Below are 22957 nucleotides of genomic sequence, written 5' to 3'. Positions count from 1 at the left end.
TGCCATGCCGGCGCGACCGCCGCGCCTGACGCAGCGCCGCGAGTTCCAGCGCGTGGCCGGCAAGGGCGCGCGGGCGGCGCGGCCGGGGCTGGTGCTGCAGGCGCTGCCGGCGCCGGGGCAACCGCTCCGGGTCGGGTTCACCGCCACCAAGAAGATCGGCAACGCCGTGGTGCGCAACCGCACCAAACGGCGCCTGCGCGAGGCCGCCCGCCTGCTGCTCGGCGACGGCCGGGTGCAGGGGTTCGAGCTGGTGCTGATCGGCCGCGAGGCTACCGCCGACCGTGACTTCCGCACCCTGCTCGGCGATCTGCGCGGGGCGCTGAAGCAGGCCGGCGTGCCGCTCGCCGAGCGCGTGCCGCCTGCGGAGCGCGTGGCCGAGCCGACGACGCAGGCCGCGCCATGACGCCCCAGCAGCATGCGCTGCGCGGGGCGATCCGCGCCTACCAGCTGACCCTGCGGCCGATCATCGGCTGCAACTGCCGCTTCTACCCGCATTGCAGCGAATACGGGCTGGAGGCAGTCGCCACCCACGGGGCGCTGAAGGGTGCGTGGCTGACCGGCCGCCGCATCCTGCGCTGCAACCCCTGGCATCCGGGCGGCTACGACCCGGTGCCGCTTCCACCTGCGCCCGCCTTCGGCGAGACGACGAAAGGCTCACCCTTTCCGTGATGGACCAGAAGCGCCTCTTCGCGGCGATCGCCCTTTCGATCGGCATCCTGCTGCTGTTCGACCTGTGGAACCGCCCGCAGCGCGAGGCGGAGCAGCGCCGGCTGGAGCAGCAGCGCATCGAGCAGCAGGCCGCGACGCCGAGCGCCGCCGCGCCCGCCGTGCCGGTGCCGGCCGCACCCGGTGGCGTGGTTGCCGCGCCGGGCACCTCCATTCCCGGCACGGCCGCCGCGCCACAGGCGACCCGCGCGCCGGAGCAGCGCCTGCAGATCGAGAACCCGCGCGTCGCCGGCAGCCTCAGCCTGCGCGGCGTGCGCCTCGATGACCTGGTGCTGAAGGATCATCGCGAGACGGTGCAGGCCGGCTCGCCGCCCGTGCGGCTGCTGGCGCCGCGCAGCGACGCCCACCCCTATTTCGCGCAGTGGGGCTGGACCGCGGCCGATGGCCGCACCCGGGTGCCCGATGCCGAAACCGACTGGACCGCCGAGGGCGGGCCGCTCGCGCCGGGGCAGCCCGTCACGCTGCGCTGGGACAATGGCCAGGGCCAGGAATTCCGCATCCGCTTCGAACTCGACAGCGACTACATGCTCACCGCCCGGCAATCCGTGCTGAACCGCGGCGAAGAGCCGGTGCAGCTGCTGCCCTGGGCACGGGTGCGCCGCGAGCGCACGCCGCAGACGGCCGGCTTCTTCATCCTGCACGAGGGCTTCACCGGCGTGCTGGATGGCCGCCTGCATGAATGGACCTATTCCGACGCGCGCGACGAGGCGCAGCGCCGCAACGGCGCCGCCTTCCAGCAGGACAGCACCGGCGGCTGGGCCGGCTTCACCGACAAATACTGGCTCACCGCGCTGATGCCGGAGGACCAGTCCACCGCCGTCCGCACCGCCTACCGCCACGTCTCCGATGCCGGGCAGGATCGCTGGCAGGTGGATATCGCCCCGCAGGGCGCGATCACCGTGCCGCCGGGCGCCGAGGCCGGGCTGGGGACGCGGCTGTTCGCCGGCGCGAAGGAAGTGAACCTGCTCGACGCCTATGCCGAGCGCTACGACATCACCGATTTCGACAAGGCGGTGGATTTCGGCTGGTTCTACTTCCTGACAAAGCCGTTCTTCCACGTGCTGCACTTCCTGGGCGTGACCTTCGGCAATTTCGGCGTGGCGATCATCGTCTTCACGCTGCTGCTGAAGATCCTGTTCTTCCCGCTGGCCAACAAGGCCTACAAGTCGATGGCGCGCATGAAGGTGCTCGCGCCCAAGATGACCGAGATCCGGGAGCGGTACAAGGACGATCCCACCAAGGCGCAGGCCGAGATGATGGCGCTGTATCGCAGCGAGAAGGTCAACCCGGCCTCCGGCTGCCTGCCGATCCTGATCCAGATCCCGGTCTTCTTCGCGCTCTACAAGGTACTGTTCGTCACCATCGAGATGCGGCACGCGCCGTTCTTCGGCTGGATCCACGACCTCTCGGCGCCCGATCCGACCAACCTGTTCAACCTGTTCGGCCTGCTGCCCTTCGACCCGATGCAGTGGTCCTCGCTGTTCCACATGCCTGTCTGGGCGATCCTGATGGGCATCACGATGTTCCTGCAGTTCAAGCTGAACCCGACGCCGCCCGACCCGATCCAGGCCAAGATCTTCGCCTGGATGCCGCTGATCTTCACCTTCATGCTGGCCAGCTTCCCGGCCGGCCTGGTGATCTACTGGACCTGGAACAACCTGCTCTCCATCGCCCAGCAATGGTACATCATGCGCATGGACCGGCAGCGCCAGGGGACGCCCGGCACCGCCGTGGCGCCGCCGAAACCGGCCAAGGCCAAGAAGGGGTGACCGCCGGCGGCCTGCTGGAGGCGAAGGACGACCAGGAACGCGCCGCGCTGATCGAGGCCGGGCGCCTGCTGTTCGCCCAGCCTTGCCGCTTCTTCTTCGCCGCCCAGCGGATCGACCAGCTGCCGCCGGTGACCGAGGTGCCGGAAGTGGCGCTCTGCGGCCGCTCCAATGTCGGCAAGTCATCGCTGATGAACGCGCTGACCGGCCAGAAGGCGCTGGCGCGCGTCAGCCACACGCCGGGCCGCACGCGCCAGCTCAACTTCTTCGACCTGGGCGAGGGCGCGCTGACGCTGGTGGACATGCCGGGCTACGGCTACGCGCAGGCCTCGAAGCAGGTGAAGGCCGATTGGCAGGGGCTGATGTTCGACTTCCTGCGCGGCCGTCCCTCGCTTCGCCGCGTGCTGCTGCTGATGGATGCCCGCGTCGAGACCAAGCCCGCCGACCGCGCCGCGATGGACCTGCTGGGCGAGGCGGCCGTCGCCTACCAGCTGGTGCTGACCAAGTCGGACAGCGTGAAGCCGGCGCAGCTGGAGAAGCGGCTGGAGGAGGTGCAGGCGATCGCGCGCAAGCGCACCGCCGCCCACCCGCTCGTCATCGTCACCAGCAGCGAGACCGGCGAGGGCATCCCCGAGCTGCGCGCCGAGATTGCCGCCCTCGCGGCCTCTTGACCCCGGGCGCGACCGGTCGCAACACGCCTCCGCCCCTGTCCCGGGAAACGGCCGACCCATGACCGACGACGCGCTCGACCAGATGGCGATCCTCGCCGGCGCGCTGCCCTTCCTGAAGCGCTACGACGACCAGATCGTGGTGGTGAAGTACGGCGGCCACGCGATGGGCGAGGAGGAGACGGCGCTGCGCTTCGGCCGCGACATCGCGCTGCTGGAGCAGGTCGGCGTCAACCCCGTGGTGGTGCATGGCGGCGGGCCGCAGATCAACGCCATGCTCAAGCGGCTGAACGTGAAGTCCACCTTCGTGCAGGGCCTTCGCGTCACCGACGCCGAGATGCTGGACGTGGTCGAGATGGTCCTCGCCGGCCCGGTCAACAAGCAGGTGGCCGAGGCGATCACGCGGGCCGGCGCCATGGCGGTCGGCATCTCCGGCAAGGATGGCGGGCTGGTGCGCGCGCGCAAGTTGACGCGCACTTACCGCGACCCCGACAGCAACATCGAGAAGCTGCTCGACCTCGGCTTCGTCGGCGAGCCGGAGAGCGTGGACCCGCGCGTGCTGCGGCTGCTGATCGGCGCCGATATCGTGCCGGTGGTGGCACCCGTGGGCGTGGGCCAGGACGGGCAGACCTACAACATCAACGCCGACACCGTGGCGGGCGCGATCGCCGGCGCGCTGGCGGCCGAGCGGCTGCTGATGCTGACCGATGTGCGCGGCGTGCTCGGCCCCGATGGCAAGCTGATCCCGGAAATGACGGTCGGCGAGGTGAAGCAGGGCATCGCCGATGGCTGGATCTCGGGCGGCATGATCCCGAAGGTCGAGACCTGCATGTACGCGGTGGAGCGCGGCGTGAAGGGTGCGGTGATCCTCGACGGCCGAGTACCGCATGCGGTGCTGGTGGAGCTGTTCACCGATGGCGGCGCGGGCACGCTGATCAAGCCCTGACGCGGGACGCGCTGTTCGCCGGGCCGGAGACGGCGCCGGTGGCGGAGAGGGAGGCGGCGGGATGACTGCTTTGCTTGGTTTCGGGCCCGGCGGCCGCCGCGCGCTGCTCTGGCTGGCGGCGCTGCTGCCGGCGCCCGCGGTGCGCGCGCAGCGAAGCGGGATCGGCCGCGTCGAGGAACTGCGCGGCAGCGCGCTGGCGGAAGCCGCCGGCAGGCGGCGGGATCTCGTCCCCGCGGCGCCGGTCTTCGACGGTGACGTGGTCACGACCGCGGAGGAATCGCGACTCACCTTGCGTCTCGCCGAGGCGATGGAGATCCGGCTCGGCGCTGCGGTGCGCCTGCGCATCGACCGCTTCCTCGCGCGCGTCGGCGGCACGCTGGTGCTGGAGCGTGGGGCGATGCTGGTGGACCGCGAGGCGCGCGACGGCACGCCACCGGGGCTTGCTGTGCGCGGCCCCTTCGGCCTGATCGCGGTGCGCGGCACGCGCTTCTTCGCCGGGCCGAGCAACGGCGTGTTCGGCGTCTTCGTGGAGCGCGGCGCGGTGCTGCTGGCGAACGCCGACCAGGCGGTGGAGATCCTGCCCGGCTTCGGCGCCGACATCCGCGAACCGGGAGCCGCACCGACGCCGCCGGTCCGCTGGGGCACGCCGCGCATCGCAGCGGCGCTGGCCTCGGTCAGGTGACCGTCACCGTGTAGAGGTCCAGCGCCACGCCGCGCCCACGCACGGCATGCGCGCCGAGCGGCACCAGCCGGTCCACCCCGATGCGTGCGGCGGCGACCGGCCCGACGCAGATGCTGGTGCCGAGCTGCTTGTTCGCCGCCTCCAGCCGCGCGGCGGTGTTCATCACGTCGCCATGCGCCGTGTAGTCCAGCCGGCCGCTGCCGCCGACATCGCCCACCACCGCCGGCCCGGTCTCGATGCCGATCCGCGTGCGGCCGAGCCCGAGGCGTTGGCCGAGCGGCGTCGCGCGCTGCGCCTCGGCCGCGGCCAGCAGCGCCCGTGCGCAGTCCAACGCGCGCCGCGGGTGGTCGGAGAGGTCGAGCGGCGCGTTGAACACGGCGTGCACCGCATCGCCCACGATCTTCTCGACCATGCCGCCATGCGAGACGACAATGCGCGTCATCGCGTCGAGGTAGGCGTCGAGCAGCGCGACCAGTTCCGTCGGCGCGGCCCGCTCGGTCATCGCGGTGAAGCCCTCGATATCGGTGAACAGCGCGGTGATCTCGCGCGTCTCGCCGCCGAGGCGCACCGCCTCCGGCGCTGCCGCGATGCGGCGGACGATGTCGGGCGCGAGCCGCTGCTCGAAGCGGGTGCGCATCGCCCGCGCGCGGCGCTCGGCTTCGGCGAAGGCGAGCAGCGCGGCCACGGCATAGGCCAGCCCTGCCACCGCCGGCGGGCCAGCGGGGTCGAGCAGCAGGCCGGCCCGCAGCGCCAGCCAGGCCGCGGCGACCCAGACCAGCACGACCGCGCACGCCAGCAGCGCGGCGTTGCGCGGGCGCAGCCGCAGCGCGGCGGCTGCCGCGACGAACGCCAGCAGCACCGCACCTGCCACCTCGGCCGAAGCCAGCCAGTCCGGGCGGATCGGCGCGCCGCCATGCAGCAGCGCCGCCACGGCATCGGCCTGCAGTTGCACTGATGGAACGGGTGTCCCGCCCGCCGCCGGGCGCAGCCCGCCGAGCTCCGGCGCGCTGCCGCCGAGCAGGACGATCCGGCCGGCGAGCCGGGATGCCTGCGCGGCAGGATCGGTGAGCAGCGCGGCGGCGGAGACGGTGCGCGCCGGCCAGGTCTCCGGCGGGCTGGGCGGCAGGCGCAGGGTGGCGGTGGCGTCGAGCGGCACCCCATGCCCCCCCACCACCAGCCGCGGCGGATCGGCGAGGAGCAGCAGTGCGCCGGCGCGCTCGCGCAGCCGCAGCGCCTCCAGCGCCAGGCCCGGGCGCGCGGCGTCGCCCACCAGGGCGAGCAGCGGCACGCGGCGCACCCGGCCATCCGCATCGGCGTCGAGCGCGAGCAGGCCGAGCCCGGCCGCCGCCTCGGCCAGCGCGGGCAGGGGGCCTTGCAGGCCGGGCGCCTGCCAGATCCCCGGCAATCGCACGACACCCTGAACCAGCAGCGGCACGCTCGGCGGCGCATCCTCCGTGGCGCGCGTCTCCAGCACGAATCCGAGCGCGACGGGCGTGGCGCCGATCGCGGCGGCCAGCGCCGCATCACCATCCTCCAGCGCCGCCGCCAGATCCGCGATCTCCGCGCGCCCCGTCGCCTCCGCCAGGCGCCGCGCCAGCGCGGCTGGGGAAAGCCGGTCGGGCTCCGCCAGCAGGATGTCGAGCGCGATTGCAGCCGGCCGGGCCTCCGCCACCGCGCGCAGCAGCGCGGCGAGGCTGGCGCGGCTCCAGGGCCAGGGGCCGACCCGCAGCAATGCCGCGCGGTCGATATCCACCACCGCGACGGCACCGGCATCGGCCGGCCCGCGGTGCAGCAGGTCCGCCGCGCGCTCGCGCAGCACCTCGCGCAGGCCGCCGGGCGAGGCGACCCAGATTGCCGCCAGCAGCAGCGTGGCGAGCAACGCGATGCAGGCGGCGGGGCGGCCGGTCCTGCGCATCAGGGGGCTGCGCTCTCCCCGGCCTGCAGCGTGGCGAGCCAGGCCAGCACCTCGGCCGCTGGCAACACATCGGCAAATTGCCGGTCCATGTCGAACAGCGCGATGGCGTGGCTGACGGGGATGCGGTCGAACACCGCCTCCTGGGGGACGATGGCGCGCAGGTTGTAAGATGCCGCGTCGAACACCGTGGCCTGCACGCAGTTGCTGGTCGCGCCACCGGCGACGATCACCGTGTCAACGCCGCGCGCGATCAGCTGGCCGAGCAGGTTCGTGCCGTGGAAGGCAGAGGGCTTGTGCTTCACCAGCACCAGGTCGCGCGACCCGGGGCGCAGCTCCGGCGCCAGCTCCGCGCCCGGCGTGCCGGCCAGGCACCAGTTCGGGCTTCGCAGCAGGTCGCGCTTCAGCGCATAGACGCCGGCATCGCTGCCATCGGCCGCGAGCTCGAAGCGGGTGAAGATGCAGGGCACGCCGGCCCCGTGCGCCGCGCGGACCAGCCGCAGGATCTCGGCCAGCGCGGCACGCCCGGCCATGCCGCAGGAGGAAGGCCAGGCCTCGTGCTCGCCCTCGCCCTCGGGGCCAAGCATGTAGCGCTGCGCATCGATCACCAGCAGCGCCGGCCACTTTCCGAAGCCCATGCGCCGACCGAAGCGGCCGCGCGCCAACACGGCACGGTCGGCTTCGGTCAGGAATCGGTCCCAGGGCGCGGTGCGCATGCGCGCTACTCGTTCAACCCCCTGCCGGGATAGGGGTGGTGCGTCATCCAGTGGCGCGCGATCTCGCTGCGCCGCGCGAACCAGACGCCGCCGCGCTTGGACATGTGGTCGAGCAGCCGGATCAGCGCCACCGCGCGCGCCGGATGGCCGATGATGCGGGCATGCAGGCCGATCGACATCATGCGCGGCCCGGCAGAGACGGCCTCCTCCCACAGCAGGTCGAAATGGTCGCGGCAGAAGCCGAACCACTGGTCGGAGTTGCCGAGGTTGCCGTGGAACTTGGTGTCGTTCGTCGTCAGCGTGTAGGGCACGATCAGCCGCGGCTTGCCTTCCACCGTCATCCAGAAGGGCAGCTCGTCGCCGTAATGGTCGCTGTCGTAGAGGAAGCAATCGTGCTCCATCAGCAGGCGGCGCGTGTTCACGCTCGGTCCGTAGCGGCAGTACCAGCCTTCCGGCGCACGGCCCGTGGTGCGGATGAGGGAGGCGATGGCGCGCGCGATGTGTTCGCGCTCCTCCGCCTCCTCCAGCTCGAAGTGCTTCACCCAGCGCCAGCCATGGCCGCAGATATCGTGGCCGGACTGGCCGATCGCCTCGGCCATCGGCTGGTTGCGCTCCAGCGCCTGGGCGCAGGCGAAGATGGTCATCGGCAGGTCGCGTTCCTCGAAGATGCGCAGCACCCGCCAGGCGCCAACCCGGCTGCCGTATTCGAACAGGCTCTCCGCCGCCAGGTCGCGGCCGCGCGCGATCTGGTTGCGGCCATGCGCCTCGCTCAGGTTGGTCTCGCTGAACCCCTCGCCATCCTGCACCGAGGGCTCCGAGCCTTCCTCGTAGTTCAGCACGAAATTGACCGCGACCCGCGCGCCGTCCGGCCAGCGCGGATCCGGCCACTGCCCGCCATAGCCGACGAAGTCGCGCCGCATTTCCCAGGCCATGCTCGTTCTCCCCCTGGCGTTGACCCGTTCGGGCTACGGCCCATAGCTTGTCCACGTAAGGTGGCGGCCGGCAAGACGCGCCGCAGGAGGGTGGCGGCGCATGGCTGATCGCGCGCGGTTGCGGCAACGGGAGTTCGAGCCGGAGGCGCGCGGCGCGCTGGACGGGTTGCGCGTCGTGGACCTGTCGCGCCTCGTCGCCGGGAACATGCTGACGAAGGTGCTGGCCGACCACGGCGCCGAGGTGATGAAGGTCGAACCCCCCGCCGGCGACAGCCTGCGCGCCTGGAAGGTGAAGGGCGTCGAGACCAGCTGGAAGACCTGGTGCCGCAACAAGCGCAGCATCTGCCTCGACCTGCGCGCAGCCGAGGGCGTGGGGATCGTCCGCAGCCTGGCGCGTGACGCCGCGCTGTTCGTCGAGAGCTTCCGCCCCGGCGTGCTGGAGGAGATGGGCCTCGCCCCCGATGACCTGCTCGCCGCCAATCCGCGGCTGGTCATCGTGCGGGTCTCCGGCTGGGGGCAGACCGGGCCGTATCGCCACAAGCCGGGCTTCGGCACGCTGGTGGAGGGCTATGCCGGCTTCGCCGCGATGAACGGCTTTGCCGACCGCGAGCCGGTGCTGCCGCCGATGTTCATGGCGGACGCCTATGCCGGCCTCTACGGTGCCTCCGCCGCCATGATCGCGCTGCACCACGCGCAGCGGACGGGGCAGGGGCAGGTGGTGGACCTGTCGCTGTTCGAGCCGATGTTCGCCGTGCTAGAGCCGCAGATGGCGAATTTCCGCCTGACCGGGAAGCCCAAGCCGCGCACCGGCAGCCGCAGCACCAACACTGCGCCGCGCAACGCATACCGGACGAAGGACGGCGGCTGGGTGGCGCTGTCCACCTCGACGCAGGCAGTCTTCGTGCGGCTGATGCGCAGCATCGGGCGGCCCGAACTGGCCGAGGACCCGCGCTTCCGCAGCAACCCCGATCGCCTGCAGCACATCGAGGAGCTGGACGCGGTGGTGGGCGAAGCGGTGGGCCGGATGAGGATGGCGGAGGCGCTCGCGCAGTTCGACCGCGACGGCGTGACGATCGGCCCCATCATGGATGTGCGCGACCTCGACGCCGATGCCTATGTCGCGGGGCGCGAGGCGCTGATCGAGGTGCCAGATCCCGACATGCCGGGCGGCGTGCTGCCGATGCATGGCGAGGTGCCGCGCCTCTCGGCAACGCCCGGCATCCTGCGCAACCCGGCGCCGCGTCTCGGCGAGCACAGCGCGGCGATCCTCCGCCCGCTGCTCGGCGCGGCGGAGTACGGGCGGCTGCGCGAAGCCGGTGTGATCCTGGAAGGTGCCGCGCAATGAGGCGCATCTGGCGCTCCATGCTCTACGTGCCGGCCAATGTGCCGCGCTTCGTGTCCAAGGCGCCTTCCGCCGGTGCGGATGCGGTCGTGCTGGATGTCGAGGATTCCGTCCCCGCCGACCGCAAGGCGGAGGCCCGCGCCGCGCTGGCCGGGGCGGTGCCGGCCGCGCGCGCCGGCGGGTCCGACGTGCTGGTGCGGGTGAACCGGCCGTTGCGCGTTGCGGTGCCCGATATCGAGGCCGCCATCGCAGCCGGCGCCGATGGCATCCTGCTGACCAAGGTGCTCGGGCCCGAGCATGTCGCGTTGGCCGCCGAGATGCTGGCGGAGGCGCCGCGCCCGATGTGCGTCGTCGCCATGGCGGAAACCGCCGCCGCCATCCCGAAGCTGCCGGAGATTGCCCGCGCCTCGCCGTTGCTCGCCGGGCTGCTGATCGGCGCCGAGGACCTCGCCGCCGAATGCAACGCCGCGGCGGACGACGAGACCATCATACTGGCCAAGCGGCAGATGATCGTGGCGGCGCATGCGGCCGGCATCGCGCCCTTCGGCACGCTCGGCACCGTCGCCGATTACCGCGAGGCGGCGAAGGTGCGGGAGGTGGTGGCGCGGTCGAAGCGCGCCGGCCTGCTCGGCGCCACCTGCATCCACCCGGCGCTGGTGCCGATCCTGAACGAGGGTTTCGCGCCTTCCGAAGCGGAACTCGATCTTGCCCGACGCCAGCTGGCCGCGGCCGAGGCAGCGGCGCGAGAGGGGCGCGGCAGCTTCACCGTGGATGGGCGGATGGTGGACGAGCCGATCCTGATCCGCGCCCGCCGCATCCTGGCGCAGGCGGGCGAGCCGCCAGGCTGACGCCGCGAAGCAGGCAAGACGCGCCGTAATCGCCGTGCGCGTTGACGCGGGCGCCGCCGGCAACCCAGGATGGCGCCACGGCGGCCAAACCAGGGAACCCAGCCAGTGAGCACGCAGCAGCTCTTCTACCGGAGTGTCGTTCCGGTGAACTTCCAGCGCCACAAGGACTGGTCGGTGAAGACCGGCGAGAGCTACGCCTTCGCCGCCGAGGTCAACTCAGTCCCGGTCACGGCGGTCGAGTTCGCCCAGGCGACGGCGGAATACCCGGTGGTCTTCGCCGGCAGCGAGGACACGGTGTTCCCGGCCGTGATCCTCGGGGCGCGCAGCAACGAGAACCTTCATGTGGACGCCGAGGGCAGGTGGCGCGGCCGCTACATCCCCGCCTTCGTCCGCCGTTATCCCTTCGTCTTCTCGCAGGATGCCGAGGGGAAGACCTTCACGCTGAACATCGACGAGACCTTCGCCGGCTGCAACCAGGCCGGCCGCGGCGAGAGGCTGTTCGATGCCGATGGCGCGCAGACGCAGTACCTCAAGACCGTGCTCGGCTTCCTGCAGGACTACCAGACGCGCTTCCGACGCACCCAGGCCTACTGCAAGCGCCTGCAGGAGTTGAAGCTGCTGCAGCCGATGCAGGCGCAGTTCACCCTGCCGGGCGGCGAGCAGCGCTCGCTGTCGGGCTTCATGGCGGTGGACCGGGCGAAGCTGAAGACGCTGCCGGCCGACGTGCTGGCCGACATGGTCGCCAAGGACGAGCTGGAATGCACCTATCTCCACCTCGCCTCGCTGCGCCACTTCCAGGACATGCTCGAACGCATGCCGAAGGAGGGCGCGTCACCCGCACCGGCCGCGGCCTGAGATGAGCCGCTGCTGACGCTCAGCCCGCGATCGCCCTGGGTGTGCACGCCGCAGACGGGCACGCCAGGGCGTGAATCGCCGGCTCGAAAGGGCTGGACCCGAGCTGCCCGGACACAGTTCGGGCAGCTCGGGTCTAGCCGGCCAGCGCGCGCAGCCCCTCGGGGTCGCGCAGCCTGAGCCCGGCGCGGGCGGGCTCGACCAGACCGCGCTCGCGGAACTCCGCCAGCACGGCATTGACCTTGGGCCGCGTGGCCGCGACCAGCGCGGCGATCTGCCCCTGCGAGAGCCGCACCAGCCCGGAGGGGTCGGCGGCCGCCAGTTGCAGCAGCGCCAGCGCCACGCGCTCCGGCAGGCCGCGCAGGCCGACCGCCTCGGTCTGGTCGGTGGTGCGCCGCAGCCTTGCGGCCAGCGTGCGCAGCAACGCGCCGGCCACCGCCGCATCGCCGGCAATGATCGCGGCGGCATCCGCATGGCGCAGCACCAGCGCGCGCACCGGGGTCAGCGCGGTGGCGTCGGCGCTGCGCGGGCCGCCATCGATCAGCGCGATCTCGCCGACCGGCTCGCCCGGCCCGGCGAGGCCAAGCGTCAGCTCGCGCCCGGACGCGGCGGCCAGGTGCAGCCGCACCAGGCCATCGAGGATGATCAGCATTCCCTCGCCCGGATCACCGCGGCGAAAGATCTGCGCACCGGCGGCGTGGCGCACCGGCCGCGCGGCCTCCGCCAGGCGGTCCAGAGCCGCATCCGGGACGCCGGCGAGGAAGGGGAGGCGGCCGAGCAGCCGCCTGGTTTCGGGATCGGGCACGCCGCGCAGCATGCGCGCGTCACGGCGGCCAGACCAGCAGCAGCATCGGCAGCGCCACCGCCACCACCAGCACCTCCAGCGGCAGGCCGAGCCGCCAGTAGTCGCCGAAGCGGAAGCCGCCGGGACCGAGGATCAGCGTGTTGTTCTGGTGCCCGATCGGCGTGAGGAAGGCGCAGGCGGCGCCGACGGCCACCGCCATCAGGAAGGGATCGGCGCTGACCTGAAGCAGCTGCGCCGCCTGCAGCGCGATCGGGCACATCACTGCGGCGGTGGCCGCGTTGTTGATGGCATCCGAGAGCGTCATCGTCACCATCATCACCAGGGCGAGCGCCAGCAGGACATTGCCGCCGGCCAGGTGCTCCAGCAGCAGCCCGGCCAGCAGCGCGGCGGCGCCGGTGGTCTCCATCGCGCCGGCCACCGGGATCAGCGCGCCGAGCAGCACGATCACCGTCCAGTCCACCGCCTGATAGACGCCGCGCGGTGGCACGATGCGCAGCGCCATCGCCGCCAGCACCCCACCGGCGAAGGCGACGGCGGAGCTGGTCAGGCCGGAGGCGGCCGCGGCGATGGCGGCGGCCATGATCCCCGCGGCCGTCCAGGCCTGCCGCGCCTGCGGGATGCGAAGCGCGCGGCCGGCCAGCGGCACGCAGCCGAACAGCGCGGCGAATTCGCTGATCGCCGCCGGCGGGCCCTGCACCAGCAACACGTCGCCGGCACGAATCGCCGTGGTGCGCAGCCGGGAGACGGAGCGGCGGCCCTGGCGTGAGACCGCCAGCAGGTTGATGGCGTAGCGGTCGCGCAAGCGGATGCCGGTGGCCGAGCGGCCGGCGATGGCGGCGCCGGGCAGCACGGCGAGCTCGACCAGCGCCAGCTCTTCCGATTGCAGTGCCTCGCGGCCGGAGGGGGCGGCCTCCTTCGGCCTCGCCGGCTTCTGGTCGGCGGCTTCCTTCCCGTCCGCCTCGCGCACATCCTCCTCCAGCACCAGTCCGAGTGCCGCGATGGTGGCGGCCAGCGCCTCGGGACCGGCCTCCACCACCAGGATGTCGCCGGCGCGCACCTGCTGGTAGGCCAGCGGCGCGGTGATGCGCACCTCGTCGCGCACCAGGCCGATCACCTGCGCGTCGTGCTCCTCGAGCGCATCCTCGACCTCGCGGACGGACTTGCCGTCGGCCTTGCTGTCGTCCTTCACGCGCAACTCGGTGAGGTAGGCGCCGGTCTCGAAGCCTTCGGTCCCGGCGCCCCTGCGTGCCGGCACCAGCCAGCGCCCGGCGAACACGACGAACAACACGCCACTGCCGGCCACCGCCATGCCGACCGGCGCGAAGTCGAACATCGCGAAGCCGCTGCCCGCGATCTCGGTGCGGAAGGCGGACACGATGAGATTGGGCGGGGTGCCGATCAGCGTGGTCATGCCGCCGAGGATCGAACCGAAGGCGAGCGGCATCAGCACCCGTCCGGGTGGCAGCTTCTCCCGTTCGGCCGCCTGCAGCGCCACCGGCATCAGCAGTGCCAGCGCGCCGACATTGTTCATGAAGGCGGAGAGCAGCGCGGCGAGCGCGGTCAGCGCGCCGACCGTCAGCAGCGGCGCGCCGGCGCGCGGCAGCGACACGCGGCTCAGCGCATCCACCGCGCCGGTGGATTGCAGCCCGCTGCTCAGCACCAGCACGCAGGCCACCGTGATCACCGCCGGATGGGCGAACCCGGCGAAGGCATCCGCTGCCGGCACCAGCCCGACGGCAACGGCGGCGAGCAGCGCACCCATCGCCACCATGTCGTGCCGCCAGCGCCCCCAGACGAACATGACGAGCGCCGCCGCCAGGATGGCAAGGATGGTGGCCTGGTCGCGGTCCATGCCTTATCCGCGCCAGAAGCGCGGCATGAACAGCACCAGCACGGTGAACAGCTCCAGCCGGCCGAGCAGCATGGCGAAGCAGAGCAGCCATTTCGCGAGATCCGGCAGCGGCGCGAAATTGCCGGCGGGGCCGATCACCTCGCCGATCCCGGGGCCGACATTGGACAGCGCGGTCACCGCCGCCGATGCGCTGGTGGCGAAGTCGAGGTCGAGCGCCATCAGCGCGATGGTCAGCATCCCGTAGCAGACGAAGTAGAGCGAGAAGAACACGACGACCGAGCCCACTACGTCATCCGGCAGCACGCGCCCGGCATAGGCGCGCGGGAAGACGCCACGCGGGAACACCAGCCGCAGGAACTGCACGCGCAGCATTGCCGCCATCACCTGGAAGCGGAAGATCTTCATTCCCCCGGTGGTCGAGCCCGTGCACCCGCCGATGAAGGTCAGGCCGAAGAACAGCCCCGCCGCGGCATTGCCCCAAAGCAGGTAGTCGGTGGTCGCATAGCCGGTGGTGGTGACCACGGACACGACGTTGAAGGCGGCATGTCGCAGGGCGTCGCCCAGCCCGTAGCGCCCGCCGGCGACGAGGGTTGCGGTGAGTCCCGCGATCACCACCGCCAGGAAGGCCAGCAATGTGATCACCTGGGCATCGCGCAGGCTGTCGCGCTCGCCCTGCAGCAGCCGGACATAGAGGACGAAGGGCACCGCGCCGGCCAGCATGCCCAGGATCGCGATCCAGTGGATGGCCGCATTGTCCCAGTTGCCGAGCGAGCCGTCGGAGGTGGAGAAGCCGGCCGTGGAGATGGTGGTCAGCGCATGCGCCACCGCGTCGAAGGCGGTCATCCCGGCGGCGAAATAGGCGGCGGCGCAGAGCAGCGTCAGCACGAGATAGACCGCCGAGATCCGGGCCGCGATCTGCCGCACCCGCGGCATCGCCTTCTCCGACCGGTCGGAGGATTCGGTGCGGAACAGCTGCATCCCGCCGACGCCGAGCGCGGGCAGGATGGCGATGGCGGTGGCGATGATGCCGATGCCGCCGATCCATTGCAGCAGCGCCCGCCACAGCAGGATGCCCGGAGGCGCGCCAGCGAGCCCCGTCACCACCGTCGAGCCCGTGGTGGTCAGGCCCGACATCGCCTCGAAGGCGGCATTCGCGGCGTGGCCGCCGAGCCCCGGATGCGCCGAGAGGTAGAACGGCACCGCGGCGACCGCGGCGATCGCGGTCCAGCACAAGGGCGTCAGCACGAAGGCCTGGCGCAAGGTGAGCCCGCCGGCGAGCCGGCAGCGAGTGGCGCGGAACAGCGCGCCGCCAAGCACCAGCGTGAGCAGGCTCGAAGCCGCGAAGACCTGCCAGTCCCGGTGCCCGGCCCAGAGGTCCACCGCCATCGGCAGCAGCATCAGCGCGCCGAGTGCCAGCAGCATGCCGGAGACGAGGTACAGCACCGGCCGCAGCTGCGGCGGCGACCAGGCGGTGCGCCGCGCACCGGCGGCAGCACTCATGCGGGCGAGGCCGCCGGCGCTGAAGGCTCGCCGGCGATCATCTCCTCCGCCGCGTGCAGCGCATTGTAGGAGACGACCGCGATCACCCGGTCGCCGGGCTGCACCAGCGTCTCGCCATTGGGGATGATCACCTCTCCCGCGCGCACCAGCGCACCGACCAGCATCCCCGCCGGCATGCCGACGCTGCGCAGCGGCGCGGCGACCAGCGGCGAGCCCTTCTGCGCCTCCGCCTCGATAACCTCGCCGAAATCCTCGCGCAGCGTATAGACCGCGGCAACCGCGCGATGGCGGACATGGCGCAGGATGGAGGAGATGGTGATGGCGCTCGGGCTCACCACTGTGTCGATGCCCATCCAGGGCAGCATCGGCTGGTAGGAAGCCTTGTTCACCAGCGTGACCACGCGCCCGCAGCCGGCGCGCTTGGCCAGCAGCGAGGCGAAGATGTTGGTCTCGTCGTCATTGGTGACGGCAACCACGGTCTCCGCGGCGGCGACATTCGCCTCCTCCAGCACCTCGGCGTCGAGCGCATCGCCGTGCAGCACGACGGCGCCGGCGCCGAGTTCGCGCGCCACGTAATCGGCGCGCTCGCGGCCATGCTCGATTAGCTTGAGCATGACCTGCGGCGCCTCCGTTGCAAGCATCTGCGCCAGATGCAGCCCGACATTGCCGCCGCCGACCAGCAGCACGCGGCGCGCGATGCGCTCGGCATGGCCGAAGGCAGCCATCACACGGTCCACCGCGGCGGGTTCGGTCACGACATAGACGTCGTCGCCGCAGCGCACCTGGTCCTCGCCGCGCGGGACGAAGGCGCGGCCCTCCCGCAGGATCGCCACCGCGACGAAGCCGCAATCCGGCAGGCGGTCCGGCAGGTCGCGGAAGCGCATCCCCGCCACCGGGCAGGTGGCTTCGGTGCAGTGGATGCCGAGCAGCTGCACGCGCCCGCCGGCCAGCGGCACCATGTCGAAGGCGCCGGGCGTGCGCAGCCTTCGCGCGATGCCGCGCGCCACCTCGACCTCGGGCGAGATGATGACGTCGATCGGCAGCTGGTTGTCGGCGTAGAGGCCGCGCCAGATCGGCTCCAGGTAGCCGGCGTGGCGCACCCGCGCGATCCGGCGCTTCACGCCGAACAGCGAGTAGGCGACCTGGCAGGCCACCATGTTCACCTCGTCCGAGCGCGTCACCGCGATCAGCATGTCGGCATCCCGCGCGCCGGCGCGTTCCAGCACTTCAGGGTGGGAGGCGTGGCCGACCATGCCGCGCACGTCATAGCTTTCGTCGGCGCGGCGCGCCTGTTCGGGCGAGTTGTCGATCACCGTCACGTCGATTCGCTCGCCGGCGAGGTGGCGCGCGATGGTCGAGCCGACCTGGCCGGCGCCGCAGACGATAACCCTCATGCCGCCATGCTCTCCCGGGGGGGGGCGGGATGCTGCACAGCCAGGCGCTGCGCCGCAAGCGGGATGCCTTGACGATGACTGGGCAGGCGCGGCACGTCGCGGCCTTGCCGCGCGGGATCGTCGCGGCCTTGCCGCGCGGGATCGTCGCGGCCTTGCCGCGCGGGATGGTCGCGGCGCGACGGCGGGAGGCGACATGTCCGGGGGGACGCAGGGGGCCGAGTTGCTGCACGCGCATCCGGCCTGGCCGGCGGCACTGACGCCGGGGCAGGGCTGGAGCGCGCCTGCACTCGCGGCCCCGCGCGAGATACCGATCGAGGCGGCCAACGCAGCTACGTTGGAGACGCTGGGCATCCGGCTGCGCACTGCGCCCGGGCCGGGCTGCCGGGTTCTGCTGGACGCAGCGACGCCGGTGCAGCGGCTGACCCTGGATCTTGCCCGGGCGCGTGACTTCACGTTGCTGCTCGGCCCTGCAGCGCGGCTGGCTGGGGAGGTCGCTGCCACCGGGGCCGGCAGCCTGCTGGCGGCGGCCGGGGAGGGCGGGGCGGTTCCGTTCCATCTTCGCAGCACCTTCCGCGGTGATCGTTGCCTGGTGCTGATCGGCCATGGCGCGACCTCCAACCTCACGAGCTTCCTCGCCGAGGGGCCGGAAAGCGCCATCCTGGTCGGCGATGACGCGATGTTCGCGGTCGGCACCGCGCTTCGCACATCGGATTCGCATGCAGTCATCGACATTGCCAGCCGCAGGCAGGTGAACGCACCGCGGCCGGTGCTGATCGGGCCGCATGTCTGGCTCGGTCAGGATGCGCTGGTGATGAAGGGCGTGCGGATCGGCGCCGGCGCGATCGTCGCTGGCCGCGCGGTGGTAACGCGCGAGGTCCCCGCGCGCACCATGGTTGCCGGCGTGCCGGCGCGGGTGATCCGCGAGGGCGTCACCTGGACCCGCCAGTCCAGACCGACCGCGGCGCAGATCGAGGCGATGCTGCGCGACCTGCCGGGGGGATGAGGCGTCACGCCGGCACGAGCACCGTCGCCGCAGCCTGCGCGGCGATGCCCTCGCCGCGGCCGGCGAAGCCGAGTCGCTCGGTGGTCGTGGCCTTGACCGAGACGCGGTCGAATGGGGCGCCCAGCAGTTCCGCAAGTCTTTCGCGCATCGCGGTGGCGTGCGGCGTGATCTTCGGCCGCTCGCAGATCAGCGTCACATCGGCATTCGCCAGCACGCCGCCCCGCGCGGCGATGCGGGAGGCCGCGTGGCGCAGGAAGCGGGCGCTGTCGGCATCCTTCCACTGCGCCTCGGAGGGCGGAAACCAGCGGCCGATATCACCCTCGGCCAGCGCGCCGTAGATCGCATCGCACAGCGCATGGATGCCGACATCGGCGTCCGAATGTCCATCGAGGCCGAAGGGGAAGGGGACCACCACGCCGCACAGCACCATCGGCCGGCCCTCGGCAATGCGGTGCACGTCGAAGCCGGTGCCGGTGCGCGGGATCATGGTTGCGAGCATGGCGGCCTCCACCCGGGCGAGGTCCTCGGGCCAGGTGATCTTCACGTTGCTGTCGTGCCCGGCCACCAGCGCCACGGGAAGCCCCGCCGCCTCCAGCAACTGCGCGTCGTCGGTGGCCTCGGCCGGACCCGCCCGATGGGTGGCGAGCAGCGGGGCGAAGCGGAAGGCCTGCGGTGTCTGGGCGCGGAACAGGCCGGCGCGGGGGACGGTCCCGACAATCCGCCCGCCCTCGCTGCGCTTCAGCGTGTCGGAGACCGGCATGGCGGGGATGGCGCCCGGCGCCTCCGCCAGCGCGGCGAGCAGGGCAGGGACGGTGCCGGGGGGGATCACCGGGCGGGCGGCGTCGTGCACCAGCACGCAATCGGGCGGATCGGCTTCCAGCGCCGCCAGCCCGGCCAGCACGCTGGCCTGGCGGGTGGCGCCGCCGGCGACCGGGGGGAGGATCGGCAGGCCCTCCAGCAGCGCGGCGAGCGCCGCTTCCTCGCCCGGCGGGGCGATCGGCTGGATCGCCGCCACGCCACCCTCGCGCAGCAGCGCCTCGGCCGCGTGACGCAGCACGGGGCGGCCGAGCAGGGGGAGGTACTGCTTGGCGAGTTCGCCCCCGAAGCGCGCGCCGCGCCCGGCCGCCACAAGCAATGCCACGGTTCTCATCGCGCCCCATGCTAGGCGGGGCCGTCGCGCCGCGGGAGGGGGCCCTGCGTGGCCAGGGCGCCTGCCGGAAAAAATGGCAAATGCTCCCACGGGAGGATACTCACGATTGCCGAGACGCCCGTTCATCGTTAGATCGCCTAAATCATGAGCATGTCTCCGTCCAAGCCGGCGATCCCGCCGCTGCGTCCGCTCGACCTCGGCGGCGCGCGCATCGAGACGCCGGTGATCCTGGCGCCGATGTCGGGCGTCACCGACCTTCCCTTCCGCCGGCTCGCCCGCGGCCTCGGCACCGGGCTCGTGGTGTCCGAGATGATCGCCTCCAACGCGATGGTGCGGGAGAACCGCAACACGCTGAAGATGGCGGAGGTCGACGGGTTCGGCGCGCCCTCCTCGGTGCAGCTTGCCGGCTGCGATCCGGCGGTGATGGCGGAGGCGGCGCGGCTGGTGGTGGATCGGGGCGCCGCCATCGTGGACATCAATTTCGGCTGCCCGGTGAAGAAGGTGGCACTCGGCCAATCCGCCGGGTCGGCGCTGATGCGCGACGAGATCGCCGCAGCGCGCATCCTGGAAGCGACGGTGAAGGCGGTTTCCGTGCCCGTCACGCTCAAGATGCGCATGGGCTGGGACCACAAGAGCCTGAATGCTCCTCGGCTGGCGAAGATCGCCGAGGAATGCGGTATCCGCCTGGTCACCGTGCATGGCCGCACGCGGCAGATGTTCTACACCGGCACCGCGGACTGGGCCTTCGTGCGCCAGGTAAAGCAGGCGGTGCGCATTCCCGTCATCGTCAACGGCGATATCCTCGGGCCGGAGGACGCGGCGGAGGCGCTGCGGCAATCCGGCGCCGATGGGGTGATGATCGGCCGCGGCGCCTATGGCCGGCCCTGGCTGCCGCGGCTGGTGGCCGAATCCCTCGCCAGCGGCGCGCCGGTGGCCGAACCGGAGCTGGCCGAGCAGCTCGCCACGCTGCTCGCGCACTACGAGGCGATGCTGGCGCATCACGGCCGCGATCCGGGCATGCGGCTCGCGCGAAAGCATGTCGCCTGGTACTCGAAGGGCCTGCCGGGTTCGGCGGAGTTCCGCGCAGAGGTGAACCGGCTGGACGATGCCGACGCGGTGACCCGCCTCATCCGCGGTTTCTACGAACCGCTGGTCGAGCGCGGGGTGACGCGTGAGCGGCCCGTCAAGGAGGCCGCGGGCGCCGATGGGCTGATGGCCGCATGAAGGCCGGCCTGCTCGCCCGCCGGCGCATCGCGCCGCCGCAGCCGGCCGCCTCGCCGCTGCCGCCGGAGGCCACCGCCGTGCTGGGCGCGCTGCCGGTCGCGGCGGTGGTGCTCGACGGCGAGGACCGGTTCCACTTCGCCAACCCCGCCGCCGAGCTGTTCTTCCAGATCTCCGCCGCCTCCCTCGCCATGCTCTCGCTGCGCGACCTGCTGCTTCCCGACAACCGGCTGTTCAGCCTGCTCGACCAGGTGCGCCGCTACGAGGCGCCGGTTTCCGACCACGATCTCTCGCTTGAAAGCCCGAGGCTCCGTCGCTTCGGCGTCGGCGCCCAGGGCGCGCCGCTGCCGGAGCTCGAAGGCGGCGTGGTGCTGACGCTGCAGGACGCCTCCACTGCGCAGATGCTGGACCGGCAGCTCAACTTCCGCGGCGCGGCGCGTGGCGCATCCGCCATGGCGGCGATGCTGGCCCATGAGGTGAAGAACCCACTCTCCGGCATCCGCGGCGCCGCGCAGCTGCTGGAGCAGGGTGCGAGCGAAGGGGATCGCGAGCTCTGCCTGCTGATCCAGGACGAGGCCGACCGGATCAAGAACCTGGTCGAGCGGATGGACATGTTCTCCGAACGCCCGGTGGAGCGGCAGGAGGTCAACATCCACGAAGTGCTGGATCATGTGCGACGCATCGCGCTCACGGGCTTCGCGGCGCAGCTGCGCATCGTGCAGGAATACGACCCCTCGCTGCCGCCGGTCTGGGGCAATCGCGACCTGCTGGTGCAGGTTCTGCTCAACCTGGTGAAGAACGCCGCCGAGGCGGTGGACCCGCGCGAAGGCGAGATCCAGCTCATCACCGCCTATCATCACGGCGTGCGGATCGCGGTGCCCGGCAGCTCGGAGCGCGTCCACCTGCCCCTGCAGGTGCAGGTGCGCGACAACGGGCCGGGCATCCCCGAAGAGGTGCGCGCGACGCTGTTCGAGCCCTTCGTCACCACCAAGCGCGGCGGGCAGGGGCTGGGCCTGGCGCTGGTCGCCAAGCTCGTCACCGACCAGGGCGGGCTGATCGAATGCGACAGCCGGCCCGGCCGCACCGTCTTCCGCCTGTCGCTTCCCATGCCTCCCCGACGCGCCGACCCCGGAGCCACGCCATGAGTGACGTTGCCGCCCCACCGGCCTCGGCCACCACGCGCACCGTCCTGGTGGCGGATGACGACCGCGCCATCCGCACCGTGCTGAGCCAGGCGCTCGGCCGCGCCGGCTACCACGTCCGTGCCACCTCCTCGGCCGCCACGCTGTGGCGCTGGGTGGAGGACGGGGAGGGGGATCTGGTGATCACCGACGTGATCATGCCGGACGAGAACGGGCTCGACTTGGTGCCGCGCATCCGCCGCATCCGGCCGGAATTGCGCGTTGTGGTGATGAGCGCGCAGTCCACCTTCTCCACCGCGCTGAAGGCAACACAGCGCGGCGCCTTCGACTACCTGCCCAAGCCCTTCGACCTGAAGGAGCTGCTGGCCGTGGTCGGCCGTGCTCTGGCCGCGCCCAGCTCCAGCGCCGCGCCCGAAGCCGAGGAGCCGGAGGAGCGCCTGCCGCTGGTCGGCCGCAGCCCGGCGATGCAGGAGATCTACCGCACCGTCGCCCGCCTCACGACCACCGACCTCACCGTGATGATCACCGGCGAGAGCGGGACGGGGAAGGAGCTGGTGGCGCGCGCGCTGCATGACTATGGCCGTCGCCGCAGCGGGCCCTTCGTCGCCATCAACATGGCCGCCATCCCGCGCGAACTGATCGAGAGCGAGCTGTTCGGCCATGAGCGCGGCGCCTTCACCGGCGCGCTCAACCGCGGGGTCGGGCGCTTCGAGCAGGCCGCCGGCGGCACCCTGTTCCTCGACGAGATCGGCGACATGCCGCCCGAGGCGCAGACCCGCCTTCTGCGCGTGCTGCAGGAGGGTGAGTTCACCACCGTGGGCGGCCGCCAGCCGATCAAGGCCAATGTCCGCATCGTCGCCGCCACCCACCGGGACCTCCGTCAGGCGATCCGCGGCGGCATGTTCCGGGAGGACCTGTTCTACCGCCTGAACGTGGTGCCGATCCGCCTGCCGCCGCTGCGCGAGCGGGTGGAGGACATCCCGCTGCTCGCGCGGCACTTCCTGGAACGCGCCCGCGCCGCCGGGCTGCCGGCCAAGCAGCTCGACCAGGGCGGGATGGAGCGGCTGAAGGGCCACCCCTGGCCCGGCAATGCGCGCGAGCTGGAAAACCTGATGCGCCGGCTGGCGGCACTCTACCCGCAGGAGATCATCGGCGCCGATGCGGTGGCCGCCGAGCTTGCGGAGGCCGCCCCGGCCTCCGACGAGGCGCCGCGCGCGCCGGAGACGCTGGAACAGTCGGTGGAGCGCCACCTCGCGGGCTTCATGGCGGCGCACCGGGACGGCATGCCGATCCGCGACCTCTATGACCGCGTGCTGGCGGAGGTGGAGCGGCCGCTGCTGCGCCTGGCGCTGAGCGCGACGCGCGGCAACCAGATCAAGGCCGCGGCCATGCTCGGGCTGAACCGCAACACGCTGCGCAAGAAGCTGCGGGAGCTGGACCTGCCGGTGGTGCGGGGGCTGCCGTGAGGGCGTGAGTACGACGATCGCGCGGCACGGGCGG

At 72.2% G+C, this 22957-nt stretch carries 21 protein-coding genes; 13 read left to right on the top strand and 8 right to left on the bottom strand.

Going from position 1 to position 22957, the window contains the following annotated elements:
- Positions 1–4: 4 nt before the first annotated feature.
- The 6 genes from rnpA (at position 5) to ACESM1_RS23360 (ending at position 4788) form a co-directional block, all read left to right on the top strand.
- On the top strand, positions 5–403 hold the full coding sequence (rnpA, locus tag ACESM1_RS23385) for a ribonuclease P protein component (protein WP_372623627.1): 399 nt from the start codon (positions 5–7) through the stop codon (positions 401–403).
- Complete coding sequence (gene yidD, locus ACESM1_RS23380) at positions 400–669, top strand: membrane protein insertion efficiency factor YidD (RefSeq protein WP_372623626.1); 270 nt, start codon at positions 400–402, stop codon at positions 667–669. The genes rnpA and yidD overlap by 4 nt, the downstream gene beginning before the upstream one ends.
- The gene (yidC, locus tag ACESM1_RS23375) at positions 669–2495 is read left to right on the top strand and encodes a membrane protein insertase YidC (RefSeq protein ID WP_372623625.1); all 1827 of its coding nucleotides are present in this window, start codon (positions 669–671) and stop codon (positions 2493–2495) included. Before yidD ends, yidC begins: the two co-directional genes overlap by 1 nt.
- Positions 2492–3163: a ribosome biogenesis GTP-binding protein YihA/YsxC gene (yihA, locus tag ACESM1_RS23370; RefSeq protein WP_372623624.1), complete on the top strand. Its 672-nt coding sequence runs from the start codon at positions 2492–2494 to the stop codon at positions 3161–3163. Before yidC ends, yihA begins: the two co-directional genes overlap by 4 nt.
- Before the next feature lie 58 nt (positions 3164–3221).
- A complete protein-coding gene (gene argB / locus ACESM1_RS23365) occupies positions 3222–4106 on the top strand; it encodes an acetylglutamate kinase (protein WP_372623623.1) in 885 nt (294 codons plus the stop codon).
- A gap of 61 nt (positions 4107–4167) precedes the next feature.
- The gene (locus tag ACESM1_RS23360; protein WP_372623622.1) at positions 4168–4788 is read left to right on the top strand and encodes a FecR domain-containing protein; all 621 of its coding nucleotides are present in this window, start codon (positions 4168–4170) and stop codon (positions 4786–4788) included.
- On the opposite strand, the gene ACESM1_RS23355 is transcribed toward ACESM1_RS23360, so the two are convergent.
- The 3 genes from ACESM1_RS23355 to ACESM1_RS23345 are packed head-to-tail and all read right to left on the bottom strand — an operon-like array spanning position 4781 to position 8348.
- Positions 4781–6703 carry a CHASE2 domain-containing protein gene (locus tag ACESM1_RS23355; protein WP_372623621.1) on the bottom strand — a complete coding sequence of 641 codons (1923 nt, stop codon included), beginning with the start codon at positions 6701–6703 and terminating at the stop codon, positions 4781–4783. The genes ACESM1_RS23360 and ACESM1_RS23355 overlap by 8 nt on opposite strands.
- Positions 6703–7416, bottom strand: a complete 714-nt coding sequence (locus ACESM1_RS23350; RefSeq protein WP_372623620.1) for a cysteine hydrolase family protein — start codon at positions 7414–7416, stop codon at positions 6703–6705. Before ACESM1_RS23350 ends, ACESM1_RS23355 begins: the two co-directional genes overlap by 1 nt.
- Positions 7417–7421: 5 nt before the next feature.
- Positions 7422–8348 (bottom strand): polysaccharide deacetylase family protein, encoded by a 927-nt coding sequence (locus ACESM1_RS23345; RefSeq protein WP_372623619.1) that lies wholly within the window; start codon positions 8346–8348, stop codon positions 7422–7424.
- Between the two features lie 100 nt (positions 8349–8448).
- Between ACESM1_RS23345 and ACESM1_RS23340 the strand changes: the two genes are divergently transcribed.
- The 3 genes from ACESM1_RS23340 to ACESM1_RS23330 all read left to right on the top strand — a co-directional run bounded on the left by ACESM1_RS23340 (position 8449) and on the right by ACESM1_RS23330 (position 11393).
- On the top strand, positions 8449–9693 hold the full coding sequence (locus ACESM1_RS23340) for a CaiB/BaiF CoA transferase family protein (RefSeq protein WP_372623618.1): 1245 nt from the start codon (positions 8449–8451) through the stop codon (positions 9691–9693).
- Positions 9690–10538 carry an HpcH/HpaI aldolase/citrate lyase family protein gene (locus ACESM1_RS23335; protein ID WP_372623617.1) on the top strand — a complete coding sequence of 283 codons (849 nt, stop codon included), beginning with the start codon at positions 9690–9692 and terminating at the stop codon, positions 10536–10538. The genes ACESM1_RS23340 and ACESM1_RS23335 overlap by 4 nt, the downstream gene beginning before the upstream one ends.
- Before the next feature lie 105 nt (positions 10539–10643).
- Positions 10644–11393 (top strand): SapC family protein, encoded by a 750-nt coding sequence (locus ACESM1_RS23330; RefSeq protein ID WP_372623616.1) that lies wholly within the window; start codon positions 10644–10646, stop codon positions 11391–11393.
- A gap of 133 nt (positions 11394–11526) precedes the next feature.
- On the opposite strand, the gene ACESM1_RS23325 is transcribed toward ACESM1_RS23330, so the two are convergent.
- Genes ACESM1_RS23325 through trkA form a run of 4 tightly spaced genes read right to left on the bottom strand, consistent with a single transcriptional unit; the run spans position 11527 to position 16941 of the window.
- Positions 11527–12207, bottom strand: coding sequence for a Crp/Fnr family transcriptional regulator (locus tag ACESM1_RS23325; RefSeq protein WP_372623615.1), 681 nt, complete (start codon positions 12205–12207; stop codon positions 11527–11529).
- Positions 12208–12214: 7 nt separating this feature from the next.
- On the bottom strand, positions 12215–14047 hold the full coding sequence (locus ACESM1_RS23320; protein ID WP_372623614.1) for an SLC13 family permease: 1833 nt from the start codon (positions 14045–14047) through the stop codon (positions 12215–12217).
- 3 nt (positions 14048–14050) lie between these two features.
- Positions 14051–15547 carry a TrkH family potassium uptake protein gene (locus tag ACESM1_RS23315; protein WP_372623613.1) on the bottom strand — a complete coding sequence of 499 codons (1497 nt, stop codon included), beginning with the start codon at positions 15545–15547 and terminating at the stop codon, positions 14051–14053.
- Positions 15544–16941 carry a Trk system potassium transporter TrkA gene (gene trkA, locus ACESM1_RS23310; RefSeq protein WP_372623612.1) on the bottom strand — a complete coding sequence of 466 codons (1398 nt, stop codon included), beginning with the start codon at positions 16939–16941 and terminating at the stop codon, positions 15544–15546. The genes ACESM1_RS23315 and trkA overlap by 4 nt, the downstream gene beginning before the upstream one ends.
- 193 nt (positions 16942–17134) lie before the next feature.
- On the opposite strand from trkA, the gene ACESM1_RS23305 reads away from it, so the two are divergent.
- Complete coding sequence (locus tag ACESM1_RS23305; RefSeq protein WP_372623611.1) at positions 17135–17944, top strand: acyltransferase; 810 nt, start codon at positions 17135–17137, stop codon at positions 17942–17944.
- Between the two features lie 4 nt (positions 17945–17948).
- On the opposite strand, the gene ACESM1_RS23300 is transcribed toward ACESM1_RS23305, so the two are convergent.
- Positions 17949–19094: a bifunctional 2-C-methyl-D-erythritol 4-phosphate cytidylyltransferase/2-C-methyl-D-erythritol 2,4-cyclodiphosphate synthase gene (locus ACESM1_RS23300; RefSeq protein ID WP_372623610.1), complete on the bottom strand. Its 1146-nt coding sequence runs from the start codon at positions 19092–19094 to the stop codon at positions 17949–17951.
- 150 nt (positions 19095–19244) lie between these two features.
- On the opposite strand from ACESM1_RS23300, the gene dusB reads away from it, so the two are divergent.
- Genes dusB through ntrC form a run of 3 tightly spaced genes read left to right on the top strand, consistent with a single transcriptional unit; the run spans position 19245 to position 22923 of the window.
- A complete protein-coding gene (dusB, locus tag ACESM1_RS23295) occupies positions 19245–20318 on the top strand; it encodes a tRNA dihydrouridine synthase DusB (RefSeq protein ID WP_372623647.1) in 1074 nt (357 codons plus the stop codon).
- Complete coding sequence (locus tag ACESM1_RS23290; RefSeq protein WP_372623609.1) at positions 20315–21460, top strand: two-component system sensor histidine kinase NtrB; 1146 nt, start codon at positions 20315–20317, stop codon at positions 21458–21460. The genes dusB and ACESM1_RS23290 overlap by 4 nt, the downstream gene beginning before the upstream one ends.
- Complete coding sequence (gene ntrC, locus ACESM1_RS23285) at positions 21457–22923, top strand: nitrogen regulation protein NR(I) (protein ID WP_372623608.1); 1467 nt, start codon at positions 21457–21459, stop codon at positions 22921–22923. Before ACESM1_RS23290 ends, ntrC begins: the two co-directional genes overlap by 4 nt.
- Positions 22924–22957: the final 34 nt, after the last annotated feature.

It is taken from the genome of Falsiroseomonas sp., from assembly GCF_041690465.1.
Taxonomy (GTDB): Bacteria; Pseudomonadota; Alphaproteobacteria; order Acetobacterales; family Acetobacteraceae; genus Falsiroseomonas.
This window is presented reverse-complemented; position numbering and strand designations above follow the sequence as displayed.

Coding starts and splice junctions, on each gene's coding strand:
- rnpA (WP_372623627.1), top strand. CDS start 5: ATGCCGGCGCGACCGCCGCGCCTGACGCAGCGCCGCGAGTTCCAGCGC.
- yidD (WP_372623626.1), top strand. CDS start 400: ATGACGCCCCAGCAGCATGCGCTGCGCGGGGCGATCCGCGCCTACCAG.
- yidC (WP_372623625.1), top strand. CDS start 669: ATGGACCAGAAGCGCCTCTTCGCGGCGATCGCCCTTTCGATCGGCATC.
- argB (WP_372623623.1), top strand. CDS start 3,222: ATGACCGACGACGCGCTCGACCAGATGGCGATCCTCGCCGGCGCGCTG.
- ACESM1_RS23360 (WP_372623622.1), top strand. CDS start 4,168: ATGACTGCTTTGCTTGGTTTCGGGCCCGGCGGCCGCCGCGCGCTGCTC.
- ACESM1_RS23355 (WP_372623621.1), bottom strand. CDS start 6,703: ATGCGCAGGACCGGCCGCCCCGCCGCCTGCATCGCGTTGCTCGCCACG.
- ACESM1_RS23350 (WP_372623620.1), bottom strand. CDS start 7,416: ATGCGCACCGCGCCCTGGGACCGATTCCTGACCGAAGCCGACCGTGCC.
- ACESM1_RS23345 (WP_372623619.1), bottom strand. CDS start 8,348: ATGGCCTGGGAAATGCGGCGCGACTTCGTCGGCTATGGCGGGCAGTGG.
- ACESM1_RS23340 (WP_372623618.1), top strand. CDS start 8,449: ATGGCTGATCGCGCGCGGTTGCGGCAACGGGAGTTCGAGCCGGAGGCG.
- ACESM1_RS23335 (WP_372623617.1), top strand. CDS start 9,690: ATGAGGCGCATCTGGCGCTCCATGCTCTACGTGCCGGCCAATGTGCCG.
- ACESM1_RS23325 (WP_372623615.1), bottom strand. CDS start 12,207: ATGCTGCGCGGCGTGCCCGATCCCGAAACCAGGCGGCTGCTCGGCCGC.
- ACESM1_RS23320 (WP_372623614.1), bottom strand. CDS start 14,047: ATGGACCGCGACCAGGCCACCATCCTTGCCATCCTGGCGGCGGCGCTC.
- ACESM1_RS23315 (WP_372623613.1), bottom strand. CDS start 15,547: ATGAGTGCTGCCGCCGGTGCGCGGCGCACCGCCTGGTCGCCGCCGCAG.
- trkA (WP_372623612.1), bottom strand. CDS start 16,941: ATGAGGGTTATCGTCTGCGGCGCCGGCCAGGTCGGCTCGACCATCGCG.
- ACESM1_RS23305 (WP_372623611.1), top strand. CDS start 17,135: ATGTCCGGGGGGACGCAGGGGGCCGAGTTGCTGCACGCGCATCCGGCC.
- ACESM1_RS23300 (WP_372623610.1), bottom strand. CDS start 19,094: ATGAGAACCGTGGCATTGCTTGTGGCGGCCGGGCGCGGCGCGCGCTTC.
- dusB (WP_372623647.1), top strand. CDS start 19,245: ATGTCTCCGTCCAAGCCGGCGATCCCGCCGCTGCGTCCGCTCGACCTC.
- ACESM1_RS23290 (WP_372623609.1), top strand. CDS start 20,315: ATGAAGGCCGGCCTGCTCGCCCGCCGGCGCATCGCGCCGCCGCAGCCG.
- ntrC (WP_372623608.1), top strand. CDS start 21,457: ATGAGTGACGTTGCCGCCCCACCGGCCTCGGCCACCACGCGCACCGTC.